This is a genomic window from Microbulbifer mixtoriginis (SeqCode), from assembly GCF_052466715.1.
The window spans coordinates 3858859-3882958 of sequence record NZ_CP174288.1; the positions used below are offsets into that span (position 1 = coordinate 3858859).

Genomic DNA, 24100 nt, shown 5'->3' on the forward strand with positions numbered 1-24100 from the left:
CGAGAGGAAGGTTTTCAATGATTTAAATCAATTGGTGGGAATTCCTGACGTAAATCACTAATGCGCAAAATAATTTTTTCTTAAATCTAGTTTTAAATCCACACCTGAAGCTTGATTTTTGCAAGTAAGGCCCCAATAGAAATCAAAGGAAAAAGTGGTTCACTCTGCCATAGCCTTACCCCACCTCAGGCAAAGGAAGCGAAAGCGACGTAAGACATAGAAAGCACAGTAAAAATCACTCGCCTTCCTTTACTGTGCTCTCAGCTTTCATCATCCGCCAACCAGATTAATGAAGCCATTCGTCCGGTAGTTCTTTCCCTACGGTAAGAAAAAAAACGTTCGGCTTCATTCACTGTACAATATTCTCCCCCATAAATATTTTCTATGCCAAGTTCAGCCAATTCAGCTCGCGCCAGGGCATAGATATCAGCAAGAAAGTGCAAGGGTTTCTTACTGTGGGGACGAAAACTCTGAGCAATCGCCTCGGTATGCGTGCCACTTTGCGCATGCTCGAAAAAGGCTTCTAAAACATCGACGCCCGTTTCAAAAGCTTCGGGGCCAATCGCAGGCCCCAGCCAGACTAGTAATTCTTTTGGGTCGCAATCAAGCGCAGTAACCGTGTTACGCAAAATGCCCTCGGCCAAACCGCGCCACCCCCCATGTGCTGCAGCTACCCTGGTGCCCGTCTTGTCGCAGATAAGCACCGGCAGACAGTCGGCTGTGAGAACCGCGCAAGCAGCGCCACCGCCAAGGTTAAAGCTGGCATCAGCGGTACGCACAAGTTCATCGCTCTGTGCCTCAATGACCTTGTCACTATGAATCTGCTCCAGCCACTGAGGCACCGCCGGCAGCTTCAACTCCTCCGACAACTGCTGCCGATTGGCCATTACTGCAGACTCCTCATCCCCCACATGGGCGCCGAGATTGAAGCTGCTAAAAGCTCCGGTGCTAACACCGCCATTGCGCAAGGTAGTGACGGCACGCACCCTGGCTGGCGCCGGCCAAGAGGGAGTCAGGTAATGATCGAGGGACATAGTTTTTCTGCTTTATATCGATGTTGCGGAGCGGGCCGTGACTGCACACTCCACCTCCAGTGAAGATATAGTCACAGATTTCACTCACTCCGATCCCTATTGAGGAGCTCGAGCAACTGAAGCATATCCGTTGGCATAGGAGCACACCAGTGCATATTTTCCCCGGTGCGCGGATGAACCAGAGCCAACTCTGCAGCGTGTAGGGCCTGACGGGGAAACCCCTGAAGTGCCTCAACCAGCTCCCTGTTAGCTTCGGCGGGCAATTTAGGCCTCCCACCATAAAGCGGGTCGCCGACCAATGCATGACGTATATGGGCCATATGTACCCGAATCTGGTGGGTACGCCCGGTTTCCAGCTTGCAGCGCAACAGGGTGTGGGCACGGAAGCGCTGCTGTACTTGATAGTGCGTGATGGCTTCTTTACCACCAAAATCGAGTACCGCCATTTTCAGTCGATTCTGGCGATGCCGACCGATAGGTGCGTCAACGCGACCGGGGCCGGTGATATAGCCTTGTACTAAAGCGTCATACTGCCGACTGACCGTCCGCTGCTTCAATTGGTCTACAAGGTGTACCTGTGCCGGTAAAGTCTTGGCGACAACCATCAGGCCACTGGTGTCTTTGTCCAAGCGGTGCACAATGCCAGCACGGGGAATCATCTCCTGATTTGGGCAGTGGTGCAGCAAGCCGTTTAGCAAAGTGCCATCAGGATTACCCGCAGCCGGGTGAACCACTAGGCCTGCAGGCTTATTGATCACAATGAGACTATCGTCTTCATAGACAATATTCAGGTCCAGGGCCTGGGCGCTCCAGCTTCCCTGAGCCTCCAATTCCGCGCGTAGACTAAGCTGCTCACCGCCAAATAGCTTATCCTTAGGCTTGGCAACAGCACCATTCAAGGTGAGCTGGCCGCCTTTGATCCAGGATTGCAGACGAGCGCGGGAGTAATCGGGAATTAATTCGGCTGCTGCCTGGTCTAATCTTCGACCAGCCATACTGGCCGGAACTTCAATATCGAGTTTTAGGTGGTCATTCATCAAACAATTGCAAATACTTTGGGCAGCTCCGGGACTGTGTTTAAATGTCTGGAGCGCCAGATTAATCTTGGCGGATAGTTTAATAAGGTAGAGTGTGAGAATGATAGAGCGAGGGGCTATGCAAGCCTGGAAAATGCTGTCGCTGGCCTTGGTGTCGGTATTATTGGTTGCCTGTGCCAACACCGATGACTCAGAAGAGGGGCTGCCCACTGGCAACCGCACTGAACAAGCCTTCTACGAGGCTGCCCAGCGGCAACTTCGCACTAGCCAGTGGGATCTGGCGATCAAGAACCTGCGCGCCCTGGAAGACAACTTCCCCTTCGGCAACTATGCAGAACAGGCCCAGCTGGAGCTGATCTACGCCTATTACCGCAACTATGAAAACGATGCCGCCATCGCCGCAGCGGACCGTTTTATCCGGCTGCATCCGCAACACCGCAACGTCGATTACGCCTACTACATGAAGGGACTATCCTCCTTCACCGAGGGCGCCGGCCTGTTTGAGCGCTTTATGCCTACCGACCTCACCAACCGAGATCCAGGCGCTGCTCGCGAATCCTTCGCCTACTTCTCTCAGTTGATGGCCCGCTATCCGGAAAGCCGCTACGCCGCAGATGCGCAGAAACGCATGATTCACCTGCGTAACCTGCTGGCTCGCTATGAGATCCATGTGGCCAACTACTACTTCAAGCGCGGCGCCTACCTCGCCGCCGCCAACCGTGGCCGCTATGTTGTGGAAAACTTCCAGCAGACTCCGGCCGTACCCGATGCACTCGCAGTGATGGTACAGGGCTACCACATGATGGAGATGCCGGAGCTGGAAGCCAACGCCCTGAGCGTGCTGCGCAACAACTATCCCAAGCATCCAGCGTTCAATGAAGATGGCACCTTCAACTATGACTTCTTCAAAGGCGCCAGCGGCCGCAGCCTGGTACACCGTGTTACCCTCGGGTTGTTTGAAAAGTCTGATCCCGAAGGTTTCGATAGCCGCGAGCTGTATAACCCCGAGTACAACCGCGATGAAGCCCCTCTCCCTCCGGAGCTGATGTAATACCCTTACAGAACATAAAACGGCGCCTTTCGGCGCCGTTTTATGTTCTAGTCCAGCTTACTCGCCAGCCTTCCAGCCATTGGTTATCGGGTAGCGTCGATCTCGGCCAAAACCCCGCTCTGAAATCCGCACACCCACGGCAGCCTGGCGACGCTTGTACTCATTGCGTGATACCAGGCGCACCACACGCTCCACAATGCTGCGCTCAAATCCCTGCTTAACAATTTGCTCGGCACTGAAGTCTCTGTCGACATAGAGATTCAGAATCTCATCCAACACTTCGTAGGGAGGCAGACTGTCGGTATCCGCCTGATCTGGGGCCAACTCAGCACTTGGCGGTCTTGTGATAACAGTTTCAGGAATGACTTCCGAGACCGTATTTCGATAGCGCGCCAACTCAAACACCAGTACCTTGGGCACATCTTTTAGCGCGTTGAAGCCCCCAACCATATCTCCGTAAAGAGTCGCATAACCGACTGCCATTTCACTCTTATTACCGGTGGTCAGTACCATGGCCCCCTTCTTATTGGAGATCGCCATCAGCAGTACTCCGCGAGCTCGCGCCTGCAGGTTTTCCTCGGTGGTATCTCTCGCACTACCAGCAAATTCTTCCGCCAATGCCCCCATGAAGGCATCGAAAATGGGCTCGATTCCAATTTCCCGATAATTGACGCCAAGGCGCTGTGCCTGATCGGCGGCATCGGTCTTACTCAGATCTGAAGTGTAATGGAATGGCATCATCACTGCTTCCACCCGATCTTTGCCCAGTGCATCCACGGCAATCGCCAGGGTCAAAGCCGAGTCAATGCCACCTGAGAGTCCCAGTACCACACCGTTAAAACCATTTTTATTAACATAATCGCGTACTCCCAGTACCAGCGCCTGATAAACCGATGCCAGATCCCCCATAAAAGGCGCCACCTCACCGGGTAATAGGGTTACCCTTCCACTCTGCTGGGAAACCGATACGGGCAGTAACTGCTCGGCAAATTCTTCTGCCCTGGCGCAGATCTGTCCATCGGCATCCACAGCCATTGAACCCCCATCGAAGACCAGCTCATCCTGACCACCACACCAATTCACATACACAATTGGTGTTTCCGCTACACGTGCCTGAGTGGATATCAACTCCTGTCGCTGAAGAGATTTACCGCGATGAAAGGGAGAGGCATTGATATTCAGAATCAATTTGGCCCCTGCCTCTACGGTCTGCTGTATGGGTTCCCGATGCCAGATATCCTCGCAAATGCTAAAGCCTACTGAAATACCCTTGATATCCACGACACAAGGTCGATCACCTTTGGTGAAATAACGCTTCTCATCGAATACTTGATAGTTTGGCAATTTTTGCTTGGCATACTCCGCCACCAACTCTCCGTTGACAATCAGGCCCGCCATATTAAATAGCTTGCCGTTTAGATGGCGGGGATAGCCGATCAGAATTGCACAGGGCAGTTGAACAGCTTTCAATGCTTCCAGTGCAGCCTCAACGCGAGTTTGCATACTGGGACGCAGCAGTAAATCCTCTGGAGAATAGCCACACAAAGTCAACTCGGGAAAAAGGACCAGATCGGCACCTAATTCACGGTGGGCCCTGTTAGCCACCTCAATCACTCGAGCGGTGTTACCTGGAATATCTCCTACGAGAGAATTGATTTGTGCCAGCACTAGCTGCAAAGTAGACATGGTTAAACCTCGGACAAGACAGGCCGCCATTGTAACCCCTGTGGGCTATAACGGCAGCGGTCACCATAACAACATACCGGGAAACCACCTTGAGTAGTGCCAACGACACCAGTACAACCCCCTCTTTTCAACACCATGAGCTATTGCGAATTTGCGCAATTTATCGGCTATCTATCGCCCTAGTGTTACTTGGAATTTTCTATTCAGATATAGGAGCCGGCGCCCTTGGAGATACTGCACCGCTACTTTTCTTATATACAAGCGTGGTGTATTCCCTACTTAACTTTGGCTGGTTAATTTTTTTACGCCAGCAAGCCTATCAAGTAGGTACAGGCCAAATTGGTATCATTCTGGCCTGTGATATTCTGGTTTTCCTTCTTTTAATTGAATCCAGCGGTGGCTTGAACTCCGGTCTCGGCTATCTACTGCTAATCAATTGTTCAATCGGATCTATTCTTTTAGACCGCCGAATGAGTGCCTTCTTCGCGGCGCTGGCAAGTCTCGGGGTCATCGGCCTAGAGTTGTATAATTTGATCTCAGGTAAAGGCACCAGTCAGGATATTGTCGCCGCAGGAAGCTTAGGCCTGTTGCTATTCGCCACGGTGAGCGCATTACAGTATTTGTCTGTACGTATTCGTAGTGCCAATATTCGCGCCGACCAGCAAAGCCGCCAAGCTGCACACCTTCAGCGGCTGGCACAGCAGATTATTGAGCGTATGGGCACCGGAGTACTGGTAATGGGCCCTACTGGCCAGCCCGAGCTGATAAATCAGGCAGCCCGACGGCTCTTGGGAGAGCAGTTACACGCTGAGAGCCTCGCAAGGAGCTCACTACTCCAGTCGATTCGCCAGTGGCGCGATACTAAAGGACCCGATACTTCACTGTTACAAGGGGACAATGGTAGAGAACTGCACCTAAACTTCGCGAAGCTCGAACATGAAAGCGGCAACAGTACACTGGTATTCGTAGAAGATAATCGCAAGCTAGCCGTAGCTGCACAGAAATTGAAACTTGCCTCTCTCGGACATCTCACCGCCTCCATCGCCCATGAGATTCGCAACCCTCTCTCGGCTATCAGCCATGCTGCCCAACTGTTGTCTGAGTCCTCCCAATTGGCAGAGGAAGATCACTATCTCACCGAGATCATCTGTAGGCAGAGCCAGCGGGTTAATCAGATCGTCGAAAATGTTATGCAGCTCTCGCGGCGCCGAGCTGGCGATCCGCAGGAACATGACATCAGTAGCTGGCTACAACAGTTGATCCAAGACTATAACGCCGGATCCATTGGAGCAGATCAAGTTGAGCTCGACTTACCTGAGAACCCCCTCAAAGCCAGGTTTGACTCGGCACAAATGGCCCAGGTGGTTACCAATTTAACCGACAATGCCCTGCACCATTCTCAAGTAGCCTCCGGAAAGAGACATGCCTCAATTAGTGTGTACTACAATTCTGAGCGCGGTTGTACTCAATTGGATGTGAAAGACCAAGGGCCAGGGGTTCCACAGGAACACCAAGATAAGATTTTTGAGCCCTTTTTCACCACCGGCAGCCGCGGCAGTGGTCTGGGTCTTTATATTGCCCAAGAACTCTGTGAAACCAATCAGGCCAATCTCTACCACTGCCGTAGCAAGGATGATAAGAGTTGCTTTAGAGTTGAATTTGCTCACTAAAAGAATGTGACTTGATTCTGCTCAGGAATATTTCCCAAAATGTATGAGAATATTCGTAAAGAATTTCTGACATAATCAGAATCGGCACCTTTGCCCGCAATCTCCACAAAACAAGAAAAGACAGAGAATTGATGCTACCTCTGGCCCTGGTTGTCGATGACGAACCGGATATCTGCAAACTAATCACACTCACTCTGCAGCGCATGGATGTGAACTGTCACACCGCCGCCAGCTTAGCGGAGGCAACACGCCTGCTTAAAGAGAACCACTACGATTTTTGCCTGACCGACCTGCGTCTGCCAGATGGCGATGGTCTACAGCTAGTCGAGCATATCCAGAGTGGTGTTCTTCGAGACTTGCCCACCGCAGTGATTACCGCGCACGGCAATATGGATACTGCCATTAAGGCGCTAAAGCTCGGCGCATTTGACTTTGTCAGTAAACCGGTCGATTTAGAGCGGCTGCGCAACCTTGCTCAGCTGGCCCTACGCCTGAATAGAGAGCGAGATCCACAACAGAGCAAGAGCGCGAAACAGCTGCTTTTAGGAGAAGCCCCCAATATGCGTAAGCTGCGCGAACAGATAGCCAAAGTTGCGCGCAGTGATGCCCCGGTTTATATCAGTGGCGAATCGGGCTCAGGTAAAGAACTGGCTGCCAGGGCCATTCATTCCCAGGGAGCCCGTGCCGACAAACCTTTCGTCCCCATTAACTGTGGAGCCATTCCCGCTGACCTCATGGAGAGCGAGTTTTTTGGGCATAAAAAAGGCAGTTTTACCGGCGCACATAAAGACAAAGCAGGTCTACTACAGAGCGCTCAGGGCGGGACTCTATTTCTCGACGAAGTTGCCGACCTACCTCTGGATATGCAAGTCAAGCTTTTGCGTACGATACAGGAAAAACGCATTCGGGCTATAGGCGCAAGCCAGGAAACCCCTATCGATGTACGTATCCTCAGCGCTACTCACAAGGACCTGGCCAAAGAGGTCAGCGAAGGGCGCTTTCGCAGTGACCTCTATTACCGCATCAATGTAATCGAAATATCTACGCCCCCTCTACGCGAGCGCAGTGAAGATATACCCTTATTGATCGATGCCATTATGCAGCGTATTGCCCAGAATTCAGAGATAATACCCCCAAGTATCTCTACCGATGCCATGCGAGCCCTACAGGCTTTCCCCTTCCCCGGTAATGTTCGCCAACTCGAAAATATCCTCGAACGCGCCTTTACCCTATGCGATCATCATGAAATTTGCCTTGATGACCTGCTACTGGAGAAGGATGAGCAATCACAAGATCGAGAGGCTTCCTCTACCAGCAATAAAGGTGAAACCTTAAATAGAAACCAATCGGAAGAAAACAATCGCTTTGATCCCAGCCACTACAACTCCCTAGATGAATTCCTGCAGGATATTGAAAAAGAAGCAATTGAAAGCGCACTCACCAAGACTCGCTGGAACCGTACCGCCGCAGCTCAGAAACTTGGTATCAGTTTTCGCTCACTGCGTTACCGGTTGAAGAAATTGGGGCTGGAGACTTAAGGTGGTCAAGGGATATCACACTGATCCGTGTGATATCCCTTAGACATTCTTTTTAGCCATTAACAAAGTAAAGAGTAAAAAAAGAAGAGTCTCACCAGCACTCTGAAGTATTTGATCCAGTTGCCGTCCTAGCTCCTGCTTCATCCAACTTTAGCGCAGTGCATTCACTGTCTTTACTTTGGCTCTTTCCTGCAACAGGTTGCGCAGTAAGATCAAAAGTTGCTGCCGCTAAAACACCTGTGACTGTGTAGTAACCTTTCTCAGATTCAATACTGTTTCCCTCTGTGATTGATGCTGCGACGGCACAATTATCATTATTGTAAGTGCTATAAGTTGTAAAGCAGCGCTGTAACCTATGTGCAACGTCATTTAATACGGTTTGCGCATCAGTTCGATTCCCCTCTCTTATCATTTCCATATACGAGGGGATGGCTACAACACTGATGACCCCAATAATCATAACAACAACCATCAATTCCACTAGAGTAAAACCTGAATTTAGTTTTTTAACATTCATTTTCATAAGCTACTTTCACCTAACGTATCCGTCTCCAAGAGATCCTTTCAATACCCCCAATCCGAAAACCGCCAGTAGTTCCAGCATTCCCACCAACATCTATGTATGGAGCAATAATTTTTCTTCCCGCAATAATTACATCGGAAAAACCGATAATAGCCTCGTCAACTTTTTTAGATCCACCAATGATCGACTCTCCAGCAAATCTAGGATCACCCAATGCTACTAATTCCATAATCCAGCCTGAGGCACCGGCAACACAAGGATCATCCGAAGGGATCAAAGTTGGGAAAATCAAGCGGTCATTAATCAACAGGGGTTTACTAATTACTCTCTCTCCGTTTATTGAAGAACCAGTAGAATTAAAATCCAAATACCATCCACTTTTTGTCGGCCACCAACTAGTGTCCCCATCGTTGGTAACGCTCCTAGAATTACCAGTTTCAACTATTCTTTTTTGCATCAAATCAGAACGGTCGGTGCCTGACAAAACCACCCCTTTATCCACTATCCCATAAAAGCTATGAATAATGCTTCCAGCGGTTTGATCTGTTTGGCTTACATACTTCCCTGTACCAAAGTAAACCATAATCGCCCCGTCTACTTCCGCATTAGAACCAAGTACCGGGGTAGAAGTAATTGGTTGAACCTTTCCATTTGGGTCCCTGGCAGTAAATAAGGGAGCATTACCTGAAAAAGCTAACTGCCATTTGCTGCCGGAAATGTCGAACTTCCACATATTACCCATCAAGTCCCCAGCATAAGCAGCATGCACCACTCTATTTGAGTCAATCAGTAATGAGGGACCGGCCAATCCATTATCCGTATTAGTATTTGTGGCAATTACCTGGGTATCAGCTGGGTCAGCTAAATCAATCACCAGCAACTTAGCTTTATCATTGGCTGAATTATAACCATTACCAAATATAACTTTCCAACCATCCTCTGTAGGGGCAATTATTGGTCGCCCAAGAATATTGCCAATATCAGGATTAGAACCATCAATCTCAAATAGTATGTCAGGATTCTCAGGATCAGTAATATCTAAGGCAAATAATCCTTTAGCCCCTGCGCCATAGGTTCCAACGAGAACATTCATCCACTTTGGGCTACCACTTTTATTCTTGGCAAAGTAGGCATCACTGACAAACAAAGGACCATCAACAAGATATTGATGCGGGTTATCCTCAGTACCATAATCCAGCGCTGCAACATTCTTTAATTTTGAATATATAGCACTGGGGACATATGCAAACTTTTCTGATCCATCAGATGAGTCAAAGGCATGCAGCATGCCATCATTCGAACTTACATAGAGAATTTCACTGCGGTTATTTTTTCGACCTTCAAGGTAGTCCTGATAGCTATTCCCCCCAAGATTGTCTGGAAGTGTTTTAAATTTTTGATCTTTATTACTCGCCAATACAGGGCTTGCATTTACAACATCCCCTAGTAAAACAGCCCTGTCACGTAGACCATCAACGTCTTCACCACGCACCCAGTTCAATCTTTGCTTTGCCAAATCTTCATCGTCAGTACCAATTAAGGCAGCCTTCTGACTACTGGTTAAATTTGACCAAGAAAAATTAACTGTATCAGAACCATCAAAAGTTATGATATCTCGATTATTCGTTGGAATTTTTCCCGCTGTTGAGGTACTCCAAAGAGTCGTATCAGAAAGTGTTCCATCACTCTCCAGCCTAATAGATTTTATTTCTCCACTCCAATCACCCGAGTTGAAAATAGCTTGAAAGATTGCACTGTCTGTGCTCAACCTCGTTGAGTTGGCTGCAACAGATGAAGAGGAAGCCTCTCTCTCATTTATTCTGGTAAGTAGATCGGAAAGCTGAGATGCAAATACAGTCGCATTTGCTGCATTGTAAAACCCACCCCTACTGTTAACCCCAGCGTGGAGTAAATCATCTAGCTTCGCCGCATCACTATTATTAGGGTTTGGCCAGGAAATTGCCGCACCAGATTCAATAGCATTAAAAGCGGTATCAGAGTCAACACTACCTGTCACTCCTAAACCTACACCAAAAGTTACCATATGTTGCCAGTCTGCCGGATCAGCGTCCCCACTATCGACTTTATTATCGAGACTGCCATGTAAATCATTTTCCCAGTAGTACCTGGCTATATCTGCAAGAGTATTCGAACGAGAATCCTGAAATGGATTTCCATCATTACCATCTACATTACCAAAGCTAGATATACTGCTGTAATCATTACCATAACCATCTGTCATCAAAATGGTATAGCTCGCCCTACACGCAACTTGAGCACTGGAGTCATTAGTTCCAGGTTCCCCTGCCCAAGGACCATTCCTATCCGTTCGACTGTAATAGTCACCAACTCGCTTTAAGGCACTTAAGAGTGGAGTACCCGCCTGAGGAATATCTACACCGTAAAGATTTTCAAAAAAATCTTCACGATCATCTCCAGAAAAAGCGCGTACACCACTAATAATGGTACCCGTACTAACCTGATCTACATTGCTGGTTCCTTTATTTAGGGTTCCAAAACCCACTCTGAGACCTTCTGTTTGAGAAGAAAATGCCTTACCAATTCCAGCACGGGAAAGTAATACCCGGGAACGGTAATATGAATACCAATTAGCAAAATTCTGGATCTCCTCCTCATAACTACAAGAAGTAGTCGATAGTTTACAATCCGTTCGATCTTCGCTACGAGGGAAAGTCAGACCGGATCGAATCTCTTTACGGGTATAGTTTGACGAATCAAAAAGACTACCATTACCGCTATATTGGAAGTAAGTAGCCGGATAAAAATACAAATAGCCATTGCCACAAGCATCACTTTTATGGGAGTTCTTATTCGCAGAATCCCATAGCCAGCATTTTGCACGCTGATAATTATCAACCGTTAGATTTCTCCAACCTTTTGAAGTATTTGCTGGGTTATGGTAAGCCGCCTCTGGATTTGCCGCCGGCCAAAGAGAACCATCCTCCTTCGACCATGGTTCGTAGCGTATTTCTGGATTATAATATGTCTTATTATTATGGGCAGAACGGAAATAAGCCGCCCACTTATTATCATCTTCAAACCTTGGTATCGCCTGATCACCATTAGCCCAGTAATCACAACTTGATGTATCCCCATCTGCATATGGACAGGGTACAAATTTTACAGAGGAACTATTTGTTTCCGTATTTGGAAAAACATAGACGACCCGATCCAGCTTATTAAAGTAATTAGCCACTTCAGAAGGAGTAACCTCGAACTGCATTGAACCTGAGTCATCAAGAACAAACATAATATTCGGATCAGTACCCTGCTTTAAAAATAAAGGCTGTTGAGATAGCGTTAGGGACGCAGCACTATGGGCAATTCCAAGCGTTAGTGATGCGGCAATTACAGCAGAGAAACTTTTAATTTTTCTAGATATAAATGACATAGCTATTTTTCTCATCACTACTCAATCTTTCATAGTAGATTGCAAAATCACAACCGTATTTTCAGTACCGCCGACACCTCTACTGGTTATTCGGTAATAATTGGGAGGGACACCTTTATCCACAGACTCAAGATCAATAGCACCTCCAGTTTCACCTGTATTACTTGCTTCAGTCGTCACCTTCTCCACAATATAAATTGGCTGGCTGGCTATACTCTCTAGATCAAGATCAGCCTTTACCGACACACCAGACCAGCTAAAATCCAGCCAGAATCCACTATTTTTCGAACCATCTAACTCCTCACCATATCCAACAGTATCGCCATCAAAAATTGTACTAATAGGTTTATTAAGCTCGGTTATTATATTTTCTTCAGCAACTCGAAGAGCAGACTCTGCGGCCTGAAACGCCAATTGACGATCCCGCATATTGCCTGCCATAAGTTCCTGCATACCACTCCCACGGATAGCCGCAAGGCCAATAAATGTCATTAGCAACAACATGACCAAGCCAACTAACAAAGTGGCTCCTCGCTCCTGCTTGAAAGTACTGATTTCTTTATACATAGGAGACCTTATTATAATTAGGGCACACGGCTTCTTATTGTTACAACACTTGTAAACACCTGCCGAAGACGACGATCCCCTGGGTTATTTATAACTTTACCGTCAAAAGTGTATGGCTGGGCTTCTTGTAAAACACTGTCTTCAATACTAGCCACTAGTAAATCTAAGCGAACAGTTGAAACTTTCTTCCAATCAAGAATAGAACCGATTTTTTCTGCCGTTTGATAGGCATCAATAACATCATCATCATTGATATCCAAACCATAAGTGATCTGCATATCTTCAACACCTTCGAGCAACTCTTGTTGCTCTCCATTTACTTCCCTAAATAAGCTAGGGCGCCCGGAAGTTCCATTGGCAATATAGTAAAAAGTTGATTCCAAATTAATTACTTGAGCATCTTTTCCAAAAGAATTATGTCCGTCAGTAGTCTCAGCGCCCCAAACTGCTACTTTGTTACCTGGCTCAAAAGAGGCAATATCCGAATGTTGTATTCCAATAGTTTCACTGGAGCCGGCACCAACAAAACCGGTTGCCTGAAAAACTCTCACATAGCTACAACTTGATACTACAACGATATCACCTTCACAAAATCCACTATATTTATCTTTACCTTCATCACACTCTCCACTTTCCACCCCAGTATTCTCTACAAATATCTGGGTCGGATTACTCATATCAGCTACTCCAACGCCACTACCAAAGGCACTACGAATTAAAATCGCATCAGTGCCTGCCAATGCGCCATTTGGAAACCCAGCGACATCCTTGGAAGAATCCTCACCTTCTACAGCAACATCATATCGATAACTAATCAAGTCGCTGTCATTAAGGAAATTTTTCATATCTCCGCTACCTGAATGACGCGAAGGGTTTGCACATCCAACATAGCCAGCCATTCGAATATCTTCACTCAAAAACTCTATCGCCAAACGCCCAGTTTCCTGAACTCGCGACATTGCATTTTGCGTACTAAAAGTTAGGTTACTCGATAAAAATAGTTGGGTGACACCAGCTAGAAGCACTAGACCTACGGTAATTGATACCATAAGTTCCACCAGGGAGATCCCCGATTGTTCACGCATATACATCCCTCTAAATTCTCGTCATATACTGGAAGTTACTTTTATCCGCATTACCATCTGATCCAGTGGCATCATGTTCAGCCCATTGGATGACCACAGTACAAACATTATTTGTATCACATGAAATACCACCAGAGCCCTCTGGTAATAGCTCATTAAGAGCTTGTCGCCACTCGATCAGGTCAGATTGTGCCTGATTACCACTTGCCATCGGAGGAGCATCATTAATACCTAAATTATAATCAGCCAATCTGCCACGGCTCGCTCTCATTCGATCTAATAAATCGTAAGCAAGGATATTTGCTTGAGATCGCATGTAGGCACTATGATTGTACTGAAGTGCCCTGCTCTGTAGTGCGGCCAAACCAAGTAAAGATGTTGATAAGATCAATACGGTTACCATCACTTCAATTAAACCAACACCATACTGTGCATTAAATTTTTTCATATTATTCACAGCTTGTTTTAGATATTGAAATAACACCGGAGCTAGCGAGCACAATATTATTTGCGCTATCTCCTGTACAGCCAGATGTTTTTACACTGATATTCGTCTGGACAAACCGACCTAGTGTACCCATACCCGTAAACCGCACAAACTTTGTTGCCGCATTTTGCGTAACACCAATAACAGCTTCCTCACCCTTAAAATCCCAACTGCGCAAAACACTATCAACAACAGGGTCAATAGCCTTTTCTGTCAAGGCTCCATCAACAAAAACTATCCAACCATCAGACCATTTATTTTCTCCTGCACAACTAGAGCCATTACTACTTGCACAAATTGATACATTAGTACCGCGCTTTACCGCCTCACTACGAGAATAATGAAGCGCATTAATAAAATCATCGGCTAATGCAAATGACCTGTAATTATTAATCATATCTGTAAAGCTTGGGATAGCGACCGAAACTACAATCGCGAATACTGTCATAGCTACCAACAACTCAATTAAAGTAAAGCCGCTTTGAGTCCGCTTTTTCCCATGAGTACTTATAAATCGCTTACGATGCATTATTTCCTCAATTTACTCATAACTTACGTTCACTCATCCGCCAAACATCTAGCAGTTAAAAGTCACCCAACGGTATAGTTAACAATTTAGCATCCTTACTTTCTTATCTCTATTAGCGACCGACAAGCGGCTTTTTCTGGGGGCTTAATGGTTTTCATAAGGAGAACTACTTCAAGGAGTAGAGATATGTATGAATAATAAACAAGGGTTCACATTGCTTGAATTACTGATAGTACTCACTGTATTGACGGTACTAGTGATGATCGCAACACCAAGCTTTATTCCAATGATTCAAGAGACGCGCCTAAAAGCAGTAACCGAAGAACTGTTTAATGCTGTTCAATTGACTCGTACAAATGCTATTACCCACAATCAAAGAGTAACCATGAGAAACTTCGGAAGTTGGGAATTAGGCTGGGAGATTTTTCTGGATCCTGATAATGACGGTTTACGCAGTAACGATGAACACTTAATTCTCAAAAAAGAAGCCCTGAAGGAAGTGCAAATAGCACCTAACTCGCCAGTAAAGGACTATATTTCTTTTATAAGCTCAGGTGAAAGCCGGAAAACAGGCTCGCCATTGGGGGCGTTCCAAGCTGGAACACTACATGTCTGCGCTCAGGAAGTTCAGGCCGCACAGGCTCTAATCCTATCAAGAAGTGGGCGAATGCGGATTGAAAAGGCAGATATCGGCAACTGCCCCTAAAAAGGAAGTTACAATTATCAACATTTAGAAAGGCGCTAGCGCAGCTCCTTGGGCAAAGAGAAGCGAATATTCTCCTCACACCCATCCATCTCTTCAGGCACGGTGGCACCAAGCTGTTGCAATTTGCCAATCACCTCTTGTACCAACACCTCTGGAGCCGAGGCCCCGGCGGTGATGCCAATGGATTTCTTGCCTGTGAGCCAATCGGCATCAATATCAACAGCGCCGTCGATTAATTTGGCATCGGCACCACAGCGCTCAGCCAGTTCGCGCAGGCGGTTGGAGTTGGAGCTATTGGGGCTGCCCACAACCAACACCAGATCACTCTCCAGAGAAAGTTGGCGGACAGCATCCTGGCGGTTTTGGGTGGCGTAGCAGATATCATCCTTGCGCGGACCGCGGATGTTGGGAAAGCGCTGTCGCAAGGCATCGATTACCCGGGCAGTATCGTCCATGGATAAGGTGGTCTGGGTAACATATGCGAGATTATTCTCGTCATTCACCTTTAGCTTTGCCACATCCTCCTCGTCTTCGACCAAGTAGATAGCACCACCGGCAGTGCCATCATACTGACCCATAGTGCCCTCTACTTCCGGATGTCCGGCGTGGCCGATTAGTATGCACTCGGCGCCATCACTGCTGAATTTGCTGACTTCGATATGCACCTTGGTAACCAGTGGGCAGGTGGCATCGAATACACGCAGGTTGCGATCTTCTGCTTCCCTTTGCACAGCTTTGGATACACCGTGGGCACTGAAAATAACGATAACATCATCGGGCACTTCCGACAGCTCGTCCACAAACACGGCACCGCGCTCGCGCAGGCTTTCCACCACAAACTTATTATGTACCACTTCGTGACGTACATAGATGGGCGCACCAAAGACATCTAAGGCACGGTTAACAATATCAATCGCGCGGTCGACGCCGGCACAGAAGCCACGGGGATTAGCCAGTCGGATTTGCATTTTTACTTCAGCACTCTTTCGATAATCTATTCAAAGGGTGAAAAATTGCCCTTATTGAATCGAATCCACTGCGATAATTTTTACGTGGAAGCTCAGTGTCTGCCCTGCCAGAGGGTGATTGAAGTCAACGGTTACTTCATCTTCCTCAATCTCGCGAACTACACCGGGTAATTCGCCACTTCCATTATCAAAGGAAACTACCAAGCCAGGCTCCAGCTCAATATCCGGAGCGAAGCTGTCGCGGCGCACCTTTTGCATATTGGCCGGATTACGCTGACCGAAGCCCAGCTCAGGGGGGATTTCGATTTCCGCCTCATCGCCAGCTTTGAGACCGAAGAGGGCTTTTTCAAAGCCTGGTAGCAGGCTGCCATCCCCCACACTAAAAGAAGCGGGATCGCCTTTGAAAGTGGAGTCCACCTCGGTACCGTCATCCAGCTTAAGGCTGAAGTGCAGAGTTACGCGACTGTGCTCGCCGATAACGCTATTACTCATGGTTCGTTAAACTTCCGCGTTATTTTTTGTCTTGTCGCCGTCTTTTTCTGCAAAGAAAAGCAACTCTATAACCAGCATGGCCGCGCCGATACTGATACCCATATCCGCCACATTAAACACTGGGAAATGCCAACTGCCGTAGTACACGGAAATAAAGTCCCGCACATATCCCAGCAGAATGCGATCCCACAGATTTCCGAGAGCACCACCCAAAATCAGGGCCAGGGCACAGGGTTCCCAGCGCTTTAGCGCTGGCAAACGCCACAACCAGATAATCACAACAATGCTAAACACCATTGCGATCACACCAAAAAACCAGCGCTGCCAACCACCCGCATCAGACAGGAAGCTGAAAGCTGCACCGTAGTTTTCCGCATAGGTGAACTGCAGAAAGCCCGGAATAATTTGCACCGATGGGCCGTACATAAATTCGCCCACAGCCCAGACTTTAGTGGCAACATCCAGAACCACCACAGCCAGTGCCAGCCAATACCAGCGCCAGGGGTGGCCGAATAGCAGATTAGTCTTAGGCATAGCGCCTTACCTCGCCGTCACCAGCCACATTCTCTACACAGCGGCCGCAAATATCTGGGTAATCACTGTTTTCACCCACATCTGCACGATAGTGCCAGCAACGCTCACATTTGGGGTGATCCACTTTGCTCACACCAATTTTAAGACCTTCAAGCTCGGTGCTTTCAGCACCCGCCGCATCGCTGAGAGGCTGCACTGAAGTGGAAGAGCAAATCAATACAAAACGCAGTTCATTCTCCAACTCGAGCAATTTCTCGCGCAGATCATCATTGGCATACAGAGTAACTGCCGCCTGCAGAGACCCACCAATTGCCCCAGCAGCGCGCTGCTCCTCCAATACCTTGTTTACCGCCGTTTTCACTTCGGCCATTACAGCCCAATAAGCCGCACCCTTATCAGCTTCGGCTGACAATTTGGGCAACGGATACCACTCTTCGATAAACACGCTATCGGCATTATTACCAGGAATAAACTGCCACAACTCTTCCGCAGTGAAGCTGAGGATTGGGGCAATCCAGCGCACAAATGCCTGCACAATATGGTAGAGCGCGCTCTGTGCGGAGCGACGCGCGACACTATCTTCCTTGGTGGTGTACTGGCGGTCCTTGATGATATCCAGGTAGAAGCCACCCATTTCAACCACGCAGAAGTTATGCAGCTTCTGGTAAATCTGGTGGAACTGGTAATTATCGTAGGCTGCCAGGATCTCATCCTGCAGGTGTGCAGCTTTATCCAGCGCCCAGCGATCTAGTGCCAGCAACTCTTCCTCCGGCAACAGGTCTTTTTGCGGATCGAAACCGGCTAGGTTAGATAGGAAGAAACGGGCGGTATTGCGCAGGCGGCGATAAGAATCGGCGGTGCGTTTAAGGATTTCGTCGGAAACGGCCATTTCACCACTGAAGTCGGTGGCCGATACCCACAGGCGCAGTACATCTGCACCCAACTTATTAATTACATCCAGGGGAGCAACGGTATTGCCAATAGACTTCGACATTTTGCGCCCCTGCGCATCCACGGTGAAACCGTGGGTGAGTACCTGTCTATAAGGCGCGCAACCATTAATGGCGATAGAAGTCTTCAGGGAAGATTGGAACCAGCCGCGATGCTGGTCGGACCCTTCCAGATATAGATCGGCGGGGAAGCGCAGCCCTTCGCGGCGCTCCAACACCGCGTAATGGGTCACACCTGAGTCGAACCAGACATCGAGGGTGTCGGTAACTTTCTCGTAATGTTCCGCCTCATCACCCAGAAGATCCCGAGCATCCAGATCAAACCAGACATCCATACCCTTTTCGTCAACCAGGGCCGCCACTTTATCCATCAACGCAGGAGATTCCGGATGCAGCTCGTGGGTCTCTTTGTTCACGAACAAAGCGATAGGCACCCCCCAGGTGCGCTGGCGGGAAATACACCAGTCCGGGCTGCCATTGAGCATGGAGTCGATTCGGGCCTTACCCCAGCCGGGAATCCACAATACGTCATCGGCGGCTTTTTGCGCCTGATCCAGCAGGTCATTTTGGCGCATGCTGATAAACCACTGAGGAGTCGCACGGTAGATCAGCGGTGTCTTAGTGCGCCAGCAGTGCGGGTAGCTGTGCTCCAGCTTGCCCTTGTGCAGCAGCACACCGCGCTCCTCAAGTAATGCAACAATCTTGTCGTCCACTTTATAGACATGCTCGCCAGCAAATAGCGGCACACTGTCGCGATAAACACCATTATTATCAATGTAATTGAGGGTCTCGATACCGTAACGTTTGCCTACCTGGAAATCGTCCGGACCGTGGTCTGGGGCTGTATGTACACAGCCGGTTCCAGCATCGGTAGTGACATGATCGCCCAGGACAATGGGCAGCAACTTGTCGTAGAAGGGGTGATGCACTTTCAAGTGCTCCAGGGCCGCGCCGCGAATGCGACCCACAACTTCCCCTTCGAAGCCTGCGCGGGCCAGTACCGCATCCTTTAAGGCTTCTGCGATCAACAGGCGGCGCTTGCCTGCCTGCACCACCACATATTCCAGTTCACCGTTTACGGAGACCCCCTGGCTCGAAGGTAAGGTCCAGGGTGTTGTAGTCCAGATCACCACCGACAGTGGGCCTTCTCCAGCATGGCCACCAGAGGCATCGGCTATGGCCAGATCCGCCTCTTCACTCACCGGGTAGCAAACGTCAATGGAATAGGAGACTTTATTTTGATACTCCACTTCCGCTTCCGCCAGCGCAGAACCACCCACCACACTCCAGTAGACCGGTTTGAAGCCGCGTGCAAGATGGCCATTTTTCACCACACGGCCGAGGGCGCGAATAATATCGCCCTCAAACTGGAAATCCATGGTGCGGTAGGGGTTGTCCCACTCGCCAAACACTCCCAGGCGCACAAAATCTTTCTTCTGCCCATCCACCTGCTTGGCGGCATATTCACGGCACTTCTGACGGAAAGTCTTGTGGTCCACCTTGCTGCCAGCTTTGCCAATTTTCTTCTCTACGCGGTGCTCAATCGGCAGGCCGTGGCAGTCCCAGCCAGGTACGTAGGGAGCATCGAAACCGCTCAGGGTTTTCGACTTGATAATGATGTCTTTGAGAATCTTGTTAACTGAGTGACCAATATGAATATCACCATTCGCATAGGGAGGGCCGTCGTGCAGGATAAATTGCTCGCGCCCGGCACGCGCCTCGCGAATTTTTTCGTAGAGCTTGTTGTCCTGCCATTTTTTCAGAATTGCCGGCTCACGCTGCGGCAAATTGCCGCGCATGGGAAAATCGGTCTCAGGCAGATTCAGGGTCGCTTTATAATCAGTCATTGGGTGTCTACTTCAGCTCTAGTAGAAAAATAAATTAGGTCGTCTCAGTTTATTGGTGCGGTCTAGGATTTTGTTTAAACCACTGCCGGGCATTTTCAATATCCTCGGCGATACGAGCCTTGAGAATATCCAACGAGGCAAACTTCTCCTCGTTGCGCAACTTGTGGCAGAACTCCACGGCGAGTTCTCGCCCATAGAGATTGCCATTGAAATCAAACAGGTTCACCTCCAGCAGGGGGCGCGCGCCCTCGCCCTCTACAGTGGGGCGAAATCCCACATTGGCCACGCCATCTATGTCTTGGCGCCCCGTAGCAAGCTCAGAACCATCTGTGGCAGTGGTGCGCACCGTATAAACGCCAACTAGCGGGGAGCGGTAGCGCTGCAGGCGCACATTGGCCGTGGGCGCACCCAGCTGACGACCGAGTGAACGCCCAGGCGCCACCCTGCCGGTAATCTTGTAGGGCCGCCCCAAGAGGGTTTCAGCCAGCTCAAAATCACCATTCTGCAGGGCTTCGCGAATACGGGTACTGCTCACCCTGGAGCCGCGTATTTCCATAGTCGCGGTATCTTCCACGGTAAAGCCATGCTGGGCGCCCATCGTTTGCAGGAGGCTATAGTCTCCACTGCGGTCGCAGCCAAAACGAAAATCATCGCCCACCACCAGATGGCGAATGCCCAGGCCATCGAGCAGTATCCGCTGGATAAATGCCTCAGCACTGAGGCCGCGCAGGGTATCGTTAAACTGCAGGCACAAGACTCGCTCCACACCCACATCGAACAGCGCCAGCACTTTTTCCTTAAAACGCATCAGCCTCGCGGGAGCCTGCTCGCCAGAGAAAAACTCGTGGGGCTGGGGTTCAAATATAATGGCTACGGAAGGAAGGCCCTGCTCAAACGCACTTTGTTGCAACTGGGCAATGATCGCCTGATGACCAAGATGTACGCCATCGAACGAGCCGATCGTCGCCACGCATCCTCGGTGGCGGGGGCGCAGGTTGTGCAACCCGCGAATTAGTTCGCGTTCCTGGGCCAAAACGATCTTCCCATCCTCATAAAATCGAGCCGCACAGTATAGCGGATTCCCACAGGGCGGCCAGTAGCGACTGGCCGCATACAATTCATGCCATATTGGCTTCTGTTCAAAGTTAACTGGTGGCGCGGAAGTGACGTGGGCGCAGGCCTGACACAAACAGGGTAAACAGGTAGGCCAAGCCCCCTGCGGCTACTATTACACCCATACGCCAGGCCCGTTCAAACCAGCCCCAGGCACTCCAACTTTCCCAGACGTGAAGGAGCCCCATCAGCACAGCGACCATCGCCAAATTCGCCGCTATCAACCGCAATAGGAATCGCCCCCAACCCGCCTCAGGCATGTAAACGTCATCCCGGCGCAAACCCTTGTACAGTAACCAGGCGTTGATTGCCGCCTGGCAGGCGGTAGCCAGCGCCAGTCCCATATGACCGAGTTTAAAATAATGATTCAGCGGGATAACAAACAGAAGGCTCAACACCATCTTGGCCGAAATTGCGATCAAGCCGAAACGCACCGGTGTATAGGTATCCTGACGGGCAAAATAGCCCGGCGCTAGCACTTTGATCAACATAAAAGCCAACAACCCCAAGGCGTAAGCTCGCAGGGACCAGGCCGCCATCTGCATATCTCTGGGCTGCATCTGGCCGTATTGGAATAGCGTGGTCAATAGCGGCTCAGCTAATACCACAAGGGCTACCGCCGCAGGTAGGGAGATAAGGGTAACACTGCGCAGCGCCCAGTCGAGGGTATGGCGAAAGCGGCGCGGATCTCCATCGCTGTGCAGGCGAGACAAGCTCGGCAGTATCACCGTTGCCACAGCCACACCAAACACCCCCAGCGGTAATTCGGTCAGGCGATCGGAAAAATACAACCAGGAGACGCTGCCACTGGGCAGGAATGAAGCCAGCAGCGTATCCAATACCAAACTGATTTGAGTGACAGAGACTCCAAAAATTACCGGAGCCATCAGGCGCAGAATTTTACGCACCCCCGGGTGGCTCCAATCCCACTTGGGCCTTGGCAATAACCCCTCGCGCGCCAGAAAAGGCAGCTGAAACAGCAATTGCACCACTCCGGCCAAAAGCACACCCCAAGCCAAGGCCAGTATCTCCGGATCGAACCAAGCCGTACCTATAGTTGCCGCACCAATCAACACCAGGTTCAACATAATTGGCGTCAGTGCCGGGATCGCAAAGCGATCAAAGCTGTTCAGAATAGCGCCGGTGAAACCCGCCAGTGAGATCAACATCAGGTATGGGAAGGTAATTTGCAACATGCCGGTGGCGAGCTCAAACTTTTCCCTTTCGCTGCCATCCCACCACCAGCCAAATGCAAAGATCCCCGTCACCAGAGGCGCGCACAAAACGCCAAATAAAGTAACCAACAACAAAACACCGCCGAGTGCTCCCGCGACGCGATCATTGAGCTCTCGTGCTGCAGCAATGCCCCCCTTTTGGCGGTACTCCGCCAACACCGGCACAAATGCTTGGGCAAAGGCGCCCTCAGCAAACAAGCGGCGGAAAAAGTTAGGGATTTTAAACGCCACGAAAAAAGCATCGGCGGCATCCCCAGCCCCGGCAAAGCGCGCCAGGGCCATATCCCTGGCCAGGCCGGCAACCCGGGACAACATCGTTGCGGCCCCCACCACCGAGCTGCCGCGCAGGAGTCTGGATGTACCGGTTTTTTCGACGGGCTGGTCTTGGGTGGGCGGCGACTGGGGCAACGCTGTGACTCCTGGATTTGGGCTATATCTGCTGGCCGGCAAGTCTACCGCAATTCCACAAAAGTCATTGAGGGATGGATATCTTTATGCTCCTACGACCTGGAGCCCACGAGCCTATACTAGCTGTGAATTAGTGACGCGTCCCACGGAATCGGTGGCGCGGGGAGAAGACAGGATGACCATTAACGCTTTGATTATTGCCCTGGCACTGGCGATTGTGCTTTACATTGCGATAATGCGTGGCCCCCGCCCCCAGCGTGTGCGTGTCCGCGTAGATTCGCCCCGCGACCGGCGCTACCACCGCCTGAAATAACAGGACACACCGGTTGCCATCTTTCGCCACAATTGCGCAGCGATTTGCCACCACTGCGCCACGCCAGTGCCTCCTTGGAGCTTTTTAATAGCACTCAAACGGGCCACACACAGCCCCACCGAGTAAAAGAAAGCCTCCAAGGAGAGTAAGCAATGAAAAAAACATTAATGGTTGCAGCCCTGACTTCCCTGATCGCCTCTGGTACCCAGGCGAATGAACTCAACGAATCGAAACTGACCCCGGCCAAGCAGGCCACGGTCTTTACCACGGCAGCCGTTGCCGGTGCCGCTGTAGGGGGCCCTGTCGGGTTTATCGCCGGCGCAATCGGTGGAGCCTGGCTCGGCGAACAGGTCAAGCAAGCAGAAGAGGCTGATATGCTGGCAACACAACTGACAGAGAGCCGTGCAGAGCTCAGCAACCTGGCACAGCAACTGGATGCGGCTCGACTGTCCGCGAATGATGCCAGCCAAGTGGCACTGGATTCATTACAGTTCCAGATGCTATTCACCACCGGGGAAGACGAACTCCAGACCACCCAGCTTCAACAGCTGAATGCCATGGCAGACTTCCTGAAACGCCACCCCCACCTGCAGATTCAACTCGAGGGACACGCAGACCCACGGGGCAGCGATGGTTACAACAACGTGCTCTCTGACCAACGTGCCCTAAGTGTTGAACAGGCACTGATCTCTCTGGGTATTGACGCCTCCCGTATCAGCCGTCGCGCTATGGGCTCCACCTACTCAGAGGCCCCCAAGGGCGATGTCGACGCCTACGCCATGGAGCGCCGCGTAGATATCCGATTTTCCCTACCGGAATCCATGGCCGGACACTTCTAACAACTGCTAAACAGCCGCGATGGACTACAAATCCTCGCGGCTGCGCAAGGTGACTTCAAATCGCTATTGCGCCTGT

At 49.8% G+C, this 24100-nt stretch carries 21 protein-coding genes; 6 read left to right on the forward strand and 15 right to left on the reverse strand.

From position 1 onward, the window contains the following. Positions 1-260 precede the first annotated feature (260 nt). Positions 261-1034 (reverse strand): peptidoglycan editing factor PgeF, encoded by a 774-nt coding sequence (gene pgeF / locus ACJJH9_RS17175; protein WP_444923491.1) that lies wholly within the window; start codon positions 1032-1034, stop codon positions 261-263. An 80-nt stretch (positions 1035-1114) separates the two neighbouring features. Then, on the reverse strand, positions 1115-2071 hold the full coding sequence (gene rluD, locus ACJJH9_RS17180) for a 23S rRNA pseudouridine(1911/1915/1917) synthase RluD (RefSeq protein WP_444887984.1): 957 nt from the start codon (positions 2069-2071) through the stop codon (positions 1115-1117). A 118-nt stretch (positions 2072-2189) separates the two neighbouring features. On the opposite strand from rluD, the gene ACJJH9_RS17185 reads away from it, so the two are divergent. Further along, positions 2190-3122, forward strand: a complete 933-nt coding sequence (locus ACJJH9_RS17185; RefSeq protein ID WP_444883721.1) for an outer membrane protein assembly factor BamD — start codon at positions 2190-2192, stop codon at positions 3120-3122. Positions 3123-3179: 57 nt separating this feature from the next. On the opposite strand, the gene ACJJH9_RS17190 is transcribed toward ACJJH9_RS17185, so the two are convergent. Then, the gene (locus ACJJH9_RS17190; RefSeq protein ID WP_444923492.1) at positions 3180-4808 is read right to left on the reverse strand and encodes an NAD+ synthase; all 1629 of its coding nucleotides are present in this window, start codon (positions 4806-4808) and stop codon (positions 3180-3182) included. 89 nt (positions 4809-4897) lie between these two features. Between ACJJH9_RS17190 and ACJJH9_RS17195 the strand changes: the two genes are divergently transcribed. Beyond that, the gene (locus ACJJH9_RS17195; RefSeq protein ID WP_444923493.1) at positions 4898-6478 is read left to right on the forward strand and encodes a sensor histidine kinase; all 1581 of its coding nucleotides are present in this window, start codon (positions 4898-4900) and stop codon (positions 6476-6478) included. A 131-nt stretch (positions 6479-6609) separates the two neighbouring features. Next, positions 6610-8016 (forward strand): sigma-54-dependent transcriptional regulator, encoded by a 1407-nt coding sequence (locus ACJJH9_RS17200; RefSeq protein WP_444923494.1) that lies wholly within the window; start codon positions 6610-6612, stop codon positions 8014-8016. Between the two features lie 91 nt (positions 8017-8107). On the opposite strand, the gene ACJJH9_RS17205 is transcribed toward ACJJH9_RS17200, so the two are convergent. The 6 genes from ACJJH9_RS17205 to ACJJH9_RS17230 are packed head-to-tail and all read right to left on the reverse strand — an operon-like array spanning position 8108 to position 14619. Then, on the reverse strand, positions 8108-8539 hold the full coding sequence (locus ACJJH9_RS17205) for a type IV pilin protein (RefSeq protein WP_444923495.1): 432 nt from the start codon (positions 8537-8539) through the stop codon (positions 8108-8110). A gap of 13 nt (positions 8540-8552) precedes the next feature. Beyond that, on the reverse strand, positions 8553-11966 hold the full coding sequence (locus ACJJH9_RS17210; RefSeq protein ID WP_444925232.1) for a pilus assembly protein: 3414 nt from the start codon (positions 11964-11966) through the stop codon (positions 8553-8555). Between the two features lie 6 nt (positions 11967-11972). Beyond that, positions 11973-12518 carry a pilus assembly PilX family protein gene (locus ACJJH9_RS17215; protein WP_444923496.1) on the reverse strand — a complete coding sequence of 182 codons (546 nt, stop codon included), beginning with the start codon at positions 12516-12518 and terminating at the stop codon, positions 11973-11975. A gap of 17 nt (positions 12519-12535) precedes the next feature. Beyond that, entirely contained in the window at positions 12536-13603 is a 1068-nt protein-coding gene (locus ACJJH9_RS17220) for a PilW family protein (RefSeq protein ID WP_444923497.1), read from the reverse strand. A 10-nt stretch (positions 13604-13613) separates the two neighbouring features. Further along, entirely contained in the window at positions 13614-14051 is a 438-nt protein-coding gene (pilV, locus tag ACJJH9_RS17225) for a type IV pilus modification protein PilV (protein ID WP_252084453.1), read from the reverse strand. A 1-nt stretch (position 14052) separates the two neighbouring features. Beyond that, entirely contained in the window at positions 14053-14619 is a 567-nt protein-coding gene (locus ACJJH9_RS17230; protein WP_444891397.1) for a GspH/FimT family pseudopilin, read from the reverse strand. A 190-nt stretch (positions 14620-14809) separates the two neighbouring features. Between ACJJH9_RS17230 and ACJJH9_RS17235 the strand changes: the two genes are divergently transcribed. Further along, positions 14810-15325, forward strand: a complete 516-nt coding sequence (locus ACJJH9_RS17235) for a GspH/FimT family pseudopilin (protein ID WP_444923498.1) — start codon at positions 14810-14812, stop codon at positions 15323-15325. A gap of 35 nt (positions 15326-15360) precedes the next feature. Here ACJJH9_RS17235 and ispH read toward each other — a convergent pair whose 3' ends face one another. The 6 genes from ispH to murJ form a co-directional block, all read right to left on the reverse strand. Beyond that, positions 15361-16293 (reverse strand): 4-hydroxy-3-methylbut-2-enyl diphosphate reductase, encoded by a 933-nt coding sequence (ispH, locus tag ACJJH9_RS17240; RefSeq protein ID WP_444923499.1) that lies wholly within the window; start codon positions 16291-16293, stop codon positions 15361-15363. Positions 16294-16344: 51 nt separating this feature from the next. Beyond that, positions 16345-16785 carry an FKBP-type peptidyl-prolyl cis-trans isomerase gene (locus ACJJH9_RS17245; RefSeq protein ID WP_252084449.1) on the reverse strand — a complete coding sequence of 147 codons (441 nt, stop codon included), beginning with the start codon at positions 16783-16785 and terminating at the stop codon, positions 16345-16347. Positions 16786-16791: 6 nt separating this feature from the next. Continuing rightward, entirely contained in the window at positions 16792-17319 is a 528-nt protein-coding gene (gene lspA / locus ACJJH9_RS17250) for a signal peptidase II (RefSeq protein ID WP_252084448.1), read from the reverse strand. After that, positions 17312-20116, reverse strand: a complete 2805-nt coding sequence (gene ileS / locus ACJJH9_RS17255; RefSeq protein WP_444923500.1) for an isoleucine--tRNA ligase — start codon at positions 20114-20116, stop codon at positions 17312-17314. Before ileS ends, lspA begins: the two co-directional genes overlap by 8 nt. Positions 20117-20165: 49 nt before the next feature. Further along, a complete protein-coding gene (gene ribF, locus ACJJH9_RS17260) occupies positions 20166-21149 on the reverse strand; it encodes a bifunctional riboflavin kinase/FAD synthetase (RefSeq protein WP_444923501.1) in 984 nt (327 codons plus the stop codon). 112 nt (positions 21150-21261) lie between these two features. Next, on the reverse strand, positions 21262-22872 hold the full coding sequence (gene murJ, locus ACJJH9_RS17265) for a murein biosynthesis integral membrane protein MurJ (RefSeq protein ID WP_444923502.1): 1611 nt from the start codon (positions 22870-22872) through the stop codon (positions 21262-21264). A gap of 4 nt (positions 22873-22876) precedes the next feature. Here murJ and ACJJH9_RS17270 point away from each other — a divergent pair, with 4 nt between their 5' ends. Continuing rightward, positions 22877-23185 carry a hypothetical protein gene (locus ACJJH9_RS17270; RefSeq protein WP_444923503.1) on the forward strand — a complete coding sequence of 103 codons (309 nt, stop codon included), beginning with the start codon at positions 22877-22879 and terminating at the stop codon, positions 23183-23185. Positions 23186-23337: 152 nt separating this feature from the next. Beyond that, positions 23338-24024 carry an OmpA family protein gene (locus ACJJH9_RS17275; RefSeq protein WP_252084444.1) on the forward strand — a complete coding sequence of 229 codons (687 nt, stop codon included), beginning with the start codon at positions 23338-23340 and terminating at the stop codon, positions 24022-24024. Positions 24025-24100 lie beyond the last annotated feature (76 nt).

Bases quoted from the DNA above. Each gene is read 5' to 3' on its own strand.
- pgeF (WP_444923491.1), bottom strand. From the start codon at position 1,034: ATGTCCCTCGATCATTACCTGACTCCCTCTTGGCCGGCGCCAGCCAGG.
- rluD (WP_444887984.1), bottom strand. From the start codon at position 2,071: ATGAATGACCACCTAAAACTCGATATTGAAGTTCCGGCCAGTATGGCT.
- ACJJH9_RS17185 (WP_444883721.1), top strand. From the start codon at position 2,190: ATGCAAGCCTGGAAAATGCTGTCGCTGGCCTTGGTGTCGGTATTATTG.
- ACJJH9_RS17190 (WP_444923492.1), bottom strand. From the start codon at position 4,808: ATGTCTACTTTGCAGCTAGTGCTGGCACAAATCAATTCTCTCGTAGGA.
- ACJJH9_RS17200 (WP_444923494.1), top strand. From the start codon at position 6,610: ATGCTACCTCTGGCCCTGGTTGTCGATGACGAACCGGATATCTGCAAA.
- ACJJH9_RS17205 (WP_444923495.1), bottom strand. From the start codon at position 8,539: ATGAAAATGAATGTTAAAAAACTAAATTCAGGTTTTACTCTAGTGGAA.
- ACJJH9_RS17210 (WP_444925232.1), bottom strand. From the start codon at position 11,966: ATGAGAAAAATAGCTATGTCATTTATATCTAGAAAAATTAAAAGTTTC.
- ACJJH9_RS17215 (WP_444923496.1), bottom strand. From the start codon at position 12,518: ATGTATAAAGAAATCAGTACTTTCAAGCAGGAGCGAGGAGCCACTTTG.
- ACJJH9_RS17220 (WP_444923497.1), bottom strand. From the start codon at position 13,603: ATGCGTGAACAATCGGGGATCTCCCTGGTGGAACTTATGGTATCAATT.
- pilV (WP_252084453.1), bottom strand. From the start codon at position 14,051: ATGAAAAAATTTAATGCACAGTATGGTGTTGGTTTAATTGAAGTGATG.
- ACJJH9_RS17230 (WP_444891397.1), bottom strand. From the start codon at position 14,619: ATGCATCGTAAGCGATTTATAAGTACTCATGGGAAAAAGCGGACTCAA.
- ACJJH9_RS17235 (WP_444923498.1), top strand. From the start codon at position 14,810: ATGAATAATAAACAAGGGTTCACATTGCTTGAATTACTGATAGTACTC.
- ispH (WP_444923499.1), bottom strand. From the start codon at position 16,293: ATGCAAATCCGACTGGCTAATCCCCGTGGCTTCTGTGCCGGCGTCGAC.
- ACJJH9_RS17245 (WP_252084449.1), bottom strand. From the start codon at position 16,785: ATGAGTAATAGCGTTATCGGCGAGCACAGTCGCGTAACTCTGCACTTC.
- lspA (WP_252084448.1), bottom strand. From the start codon at position 17,319: ATGCCTAAGACTAATCTGCTATTCGGCCACCCCTGGCGCTGGTATTGG.
- ileS (WP_444923500.1), bottom strand. From the start codon at position 20,116: ATGACTGATTATAAAGCGACCCTGAATCTGCCTGAGACCGATTTTCCC.
- ACJJH9_RS17275 (WP_252084444.1), top strand. From the start codon at position 23,338: ATGAAAAAAACATTAATGGTTGCAGCCCTGACTTCCCTGATCGCCTCT.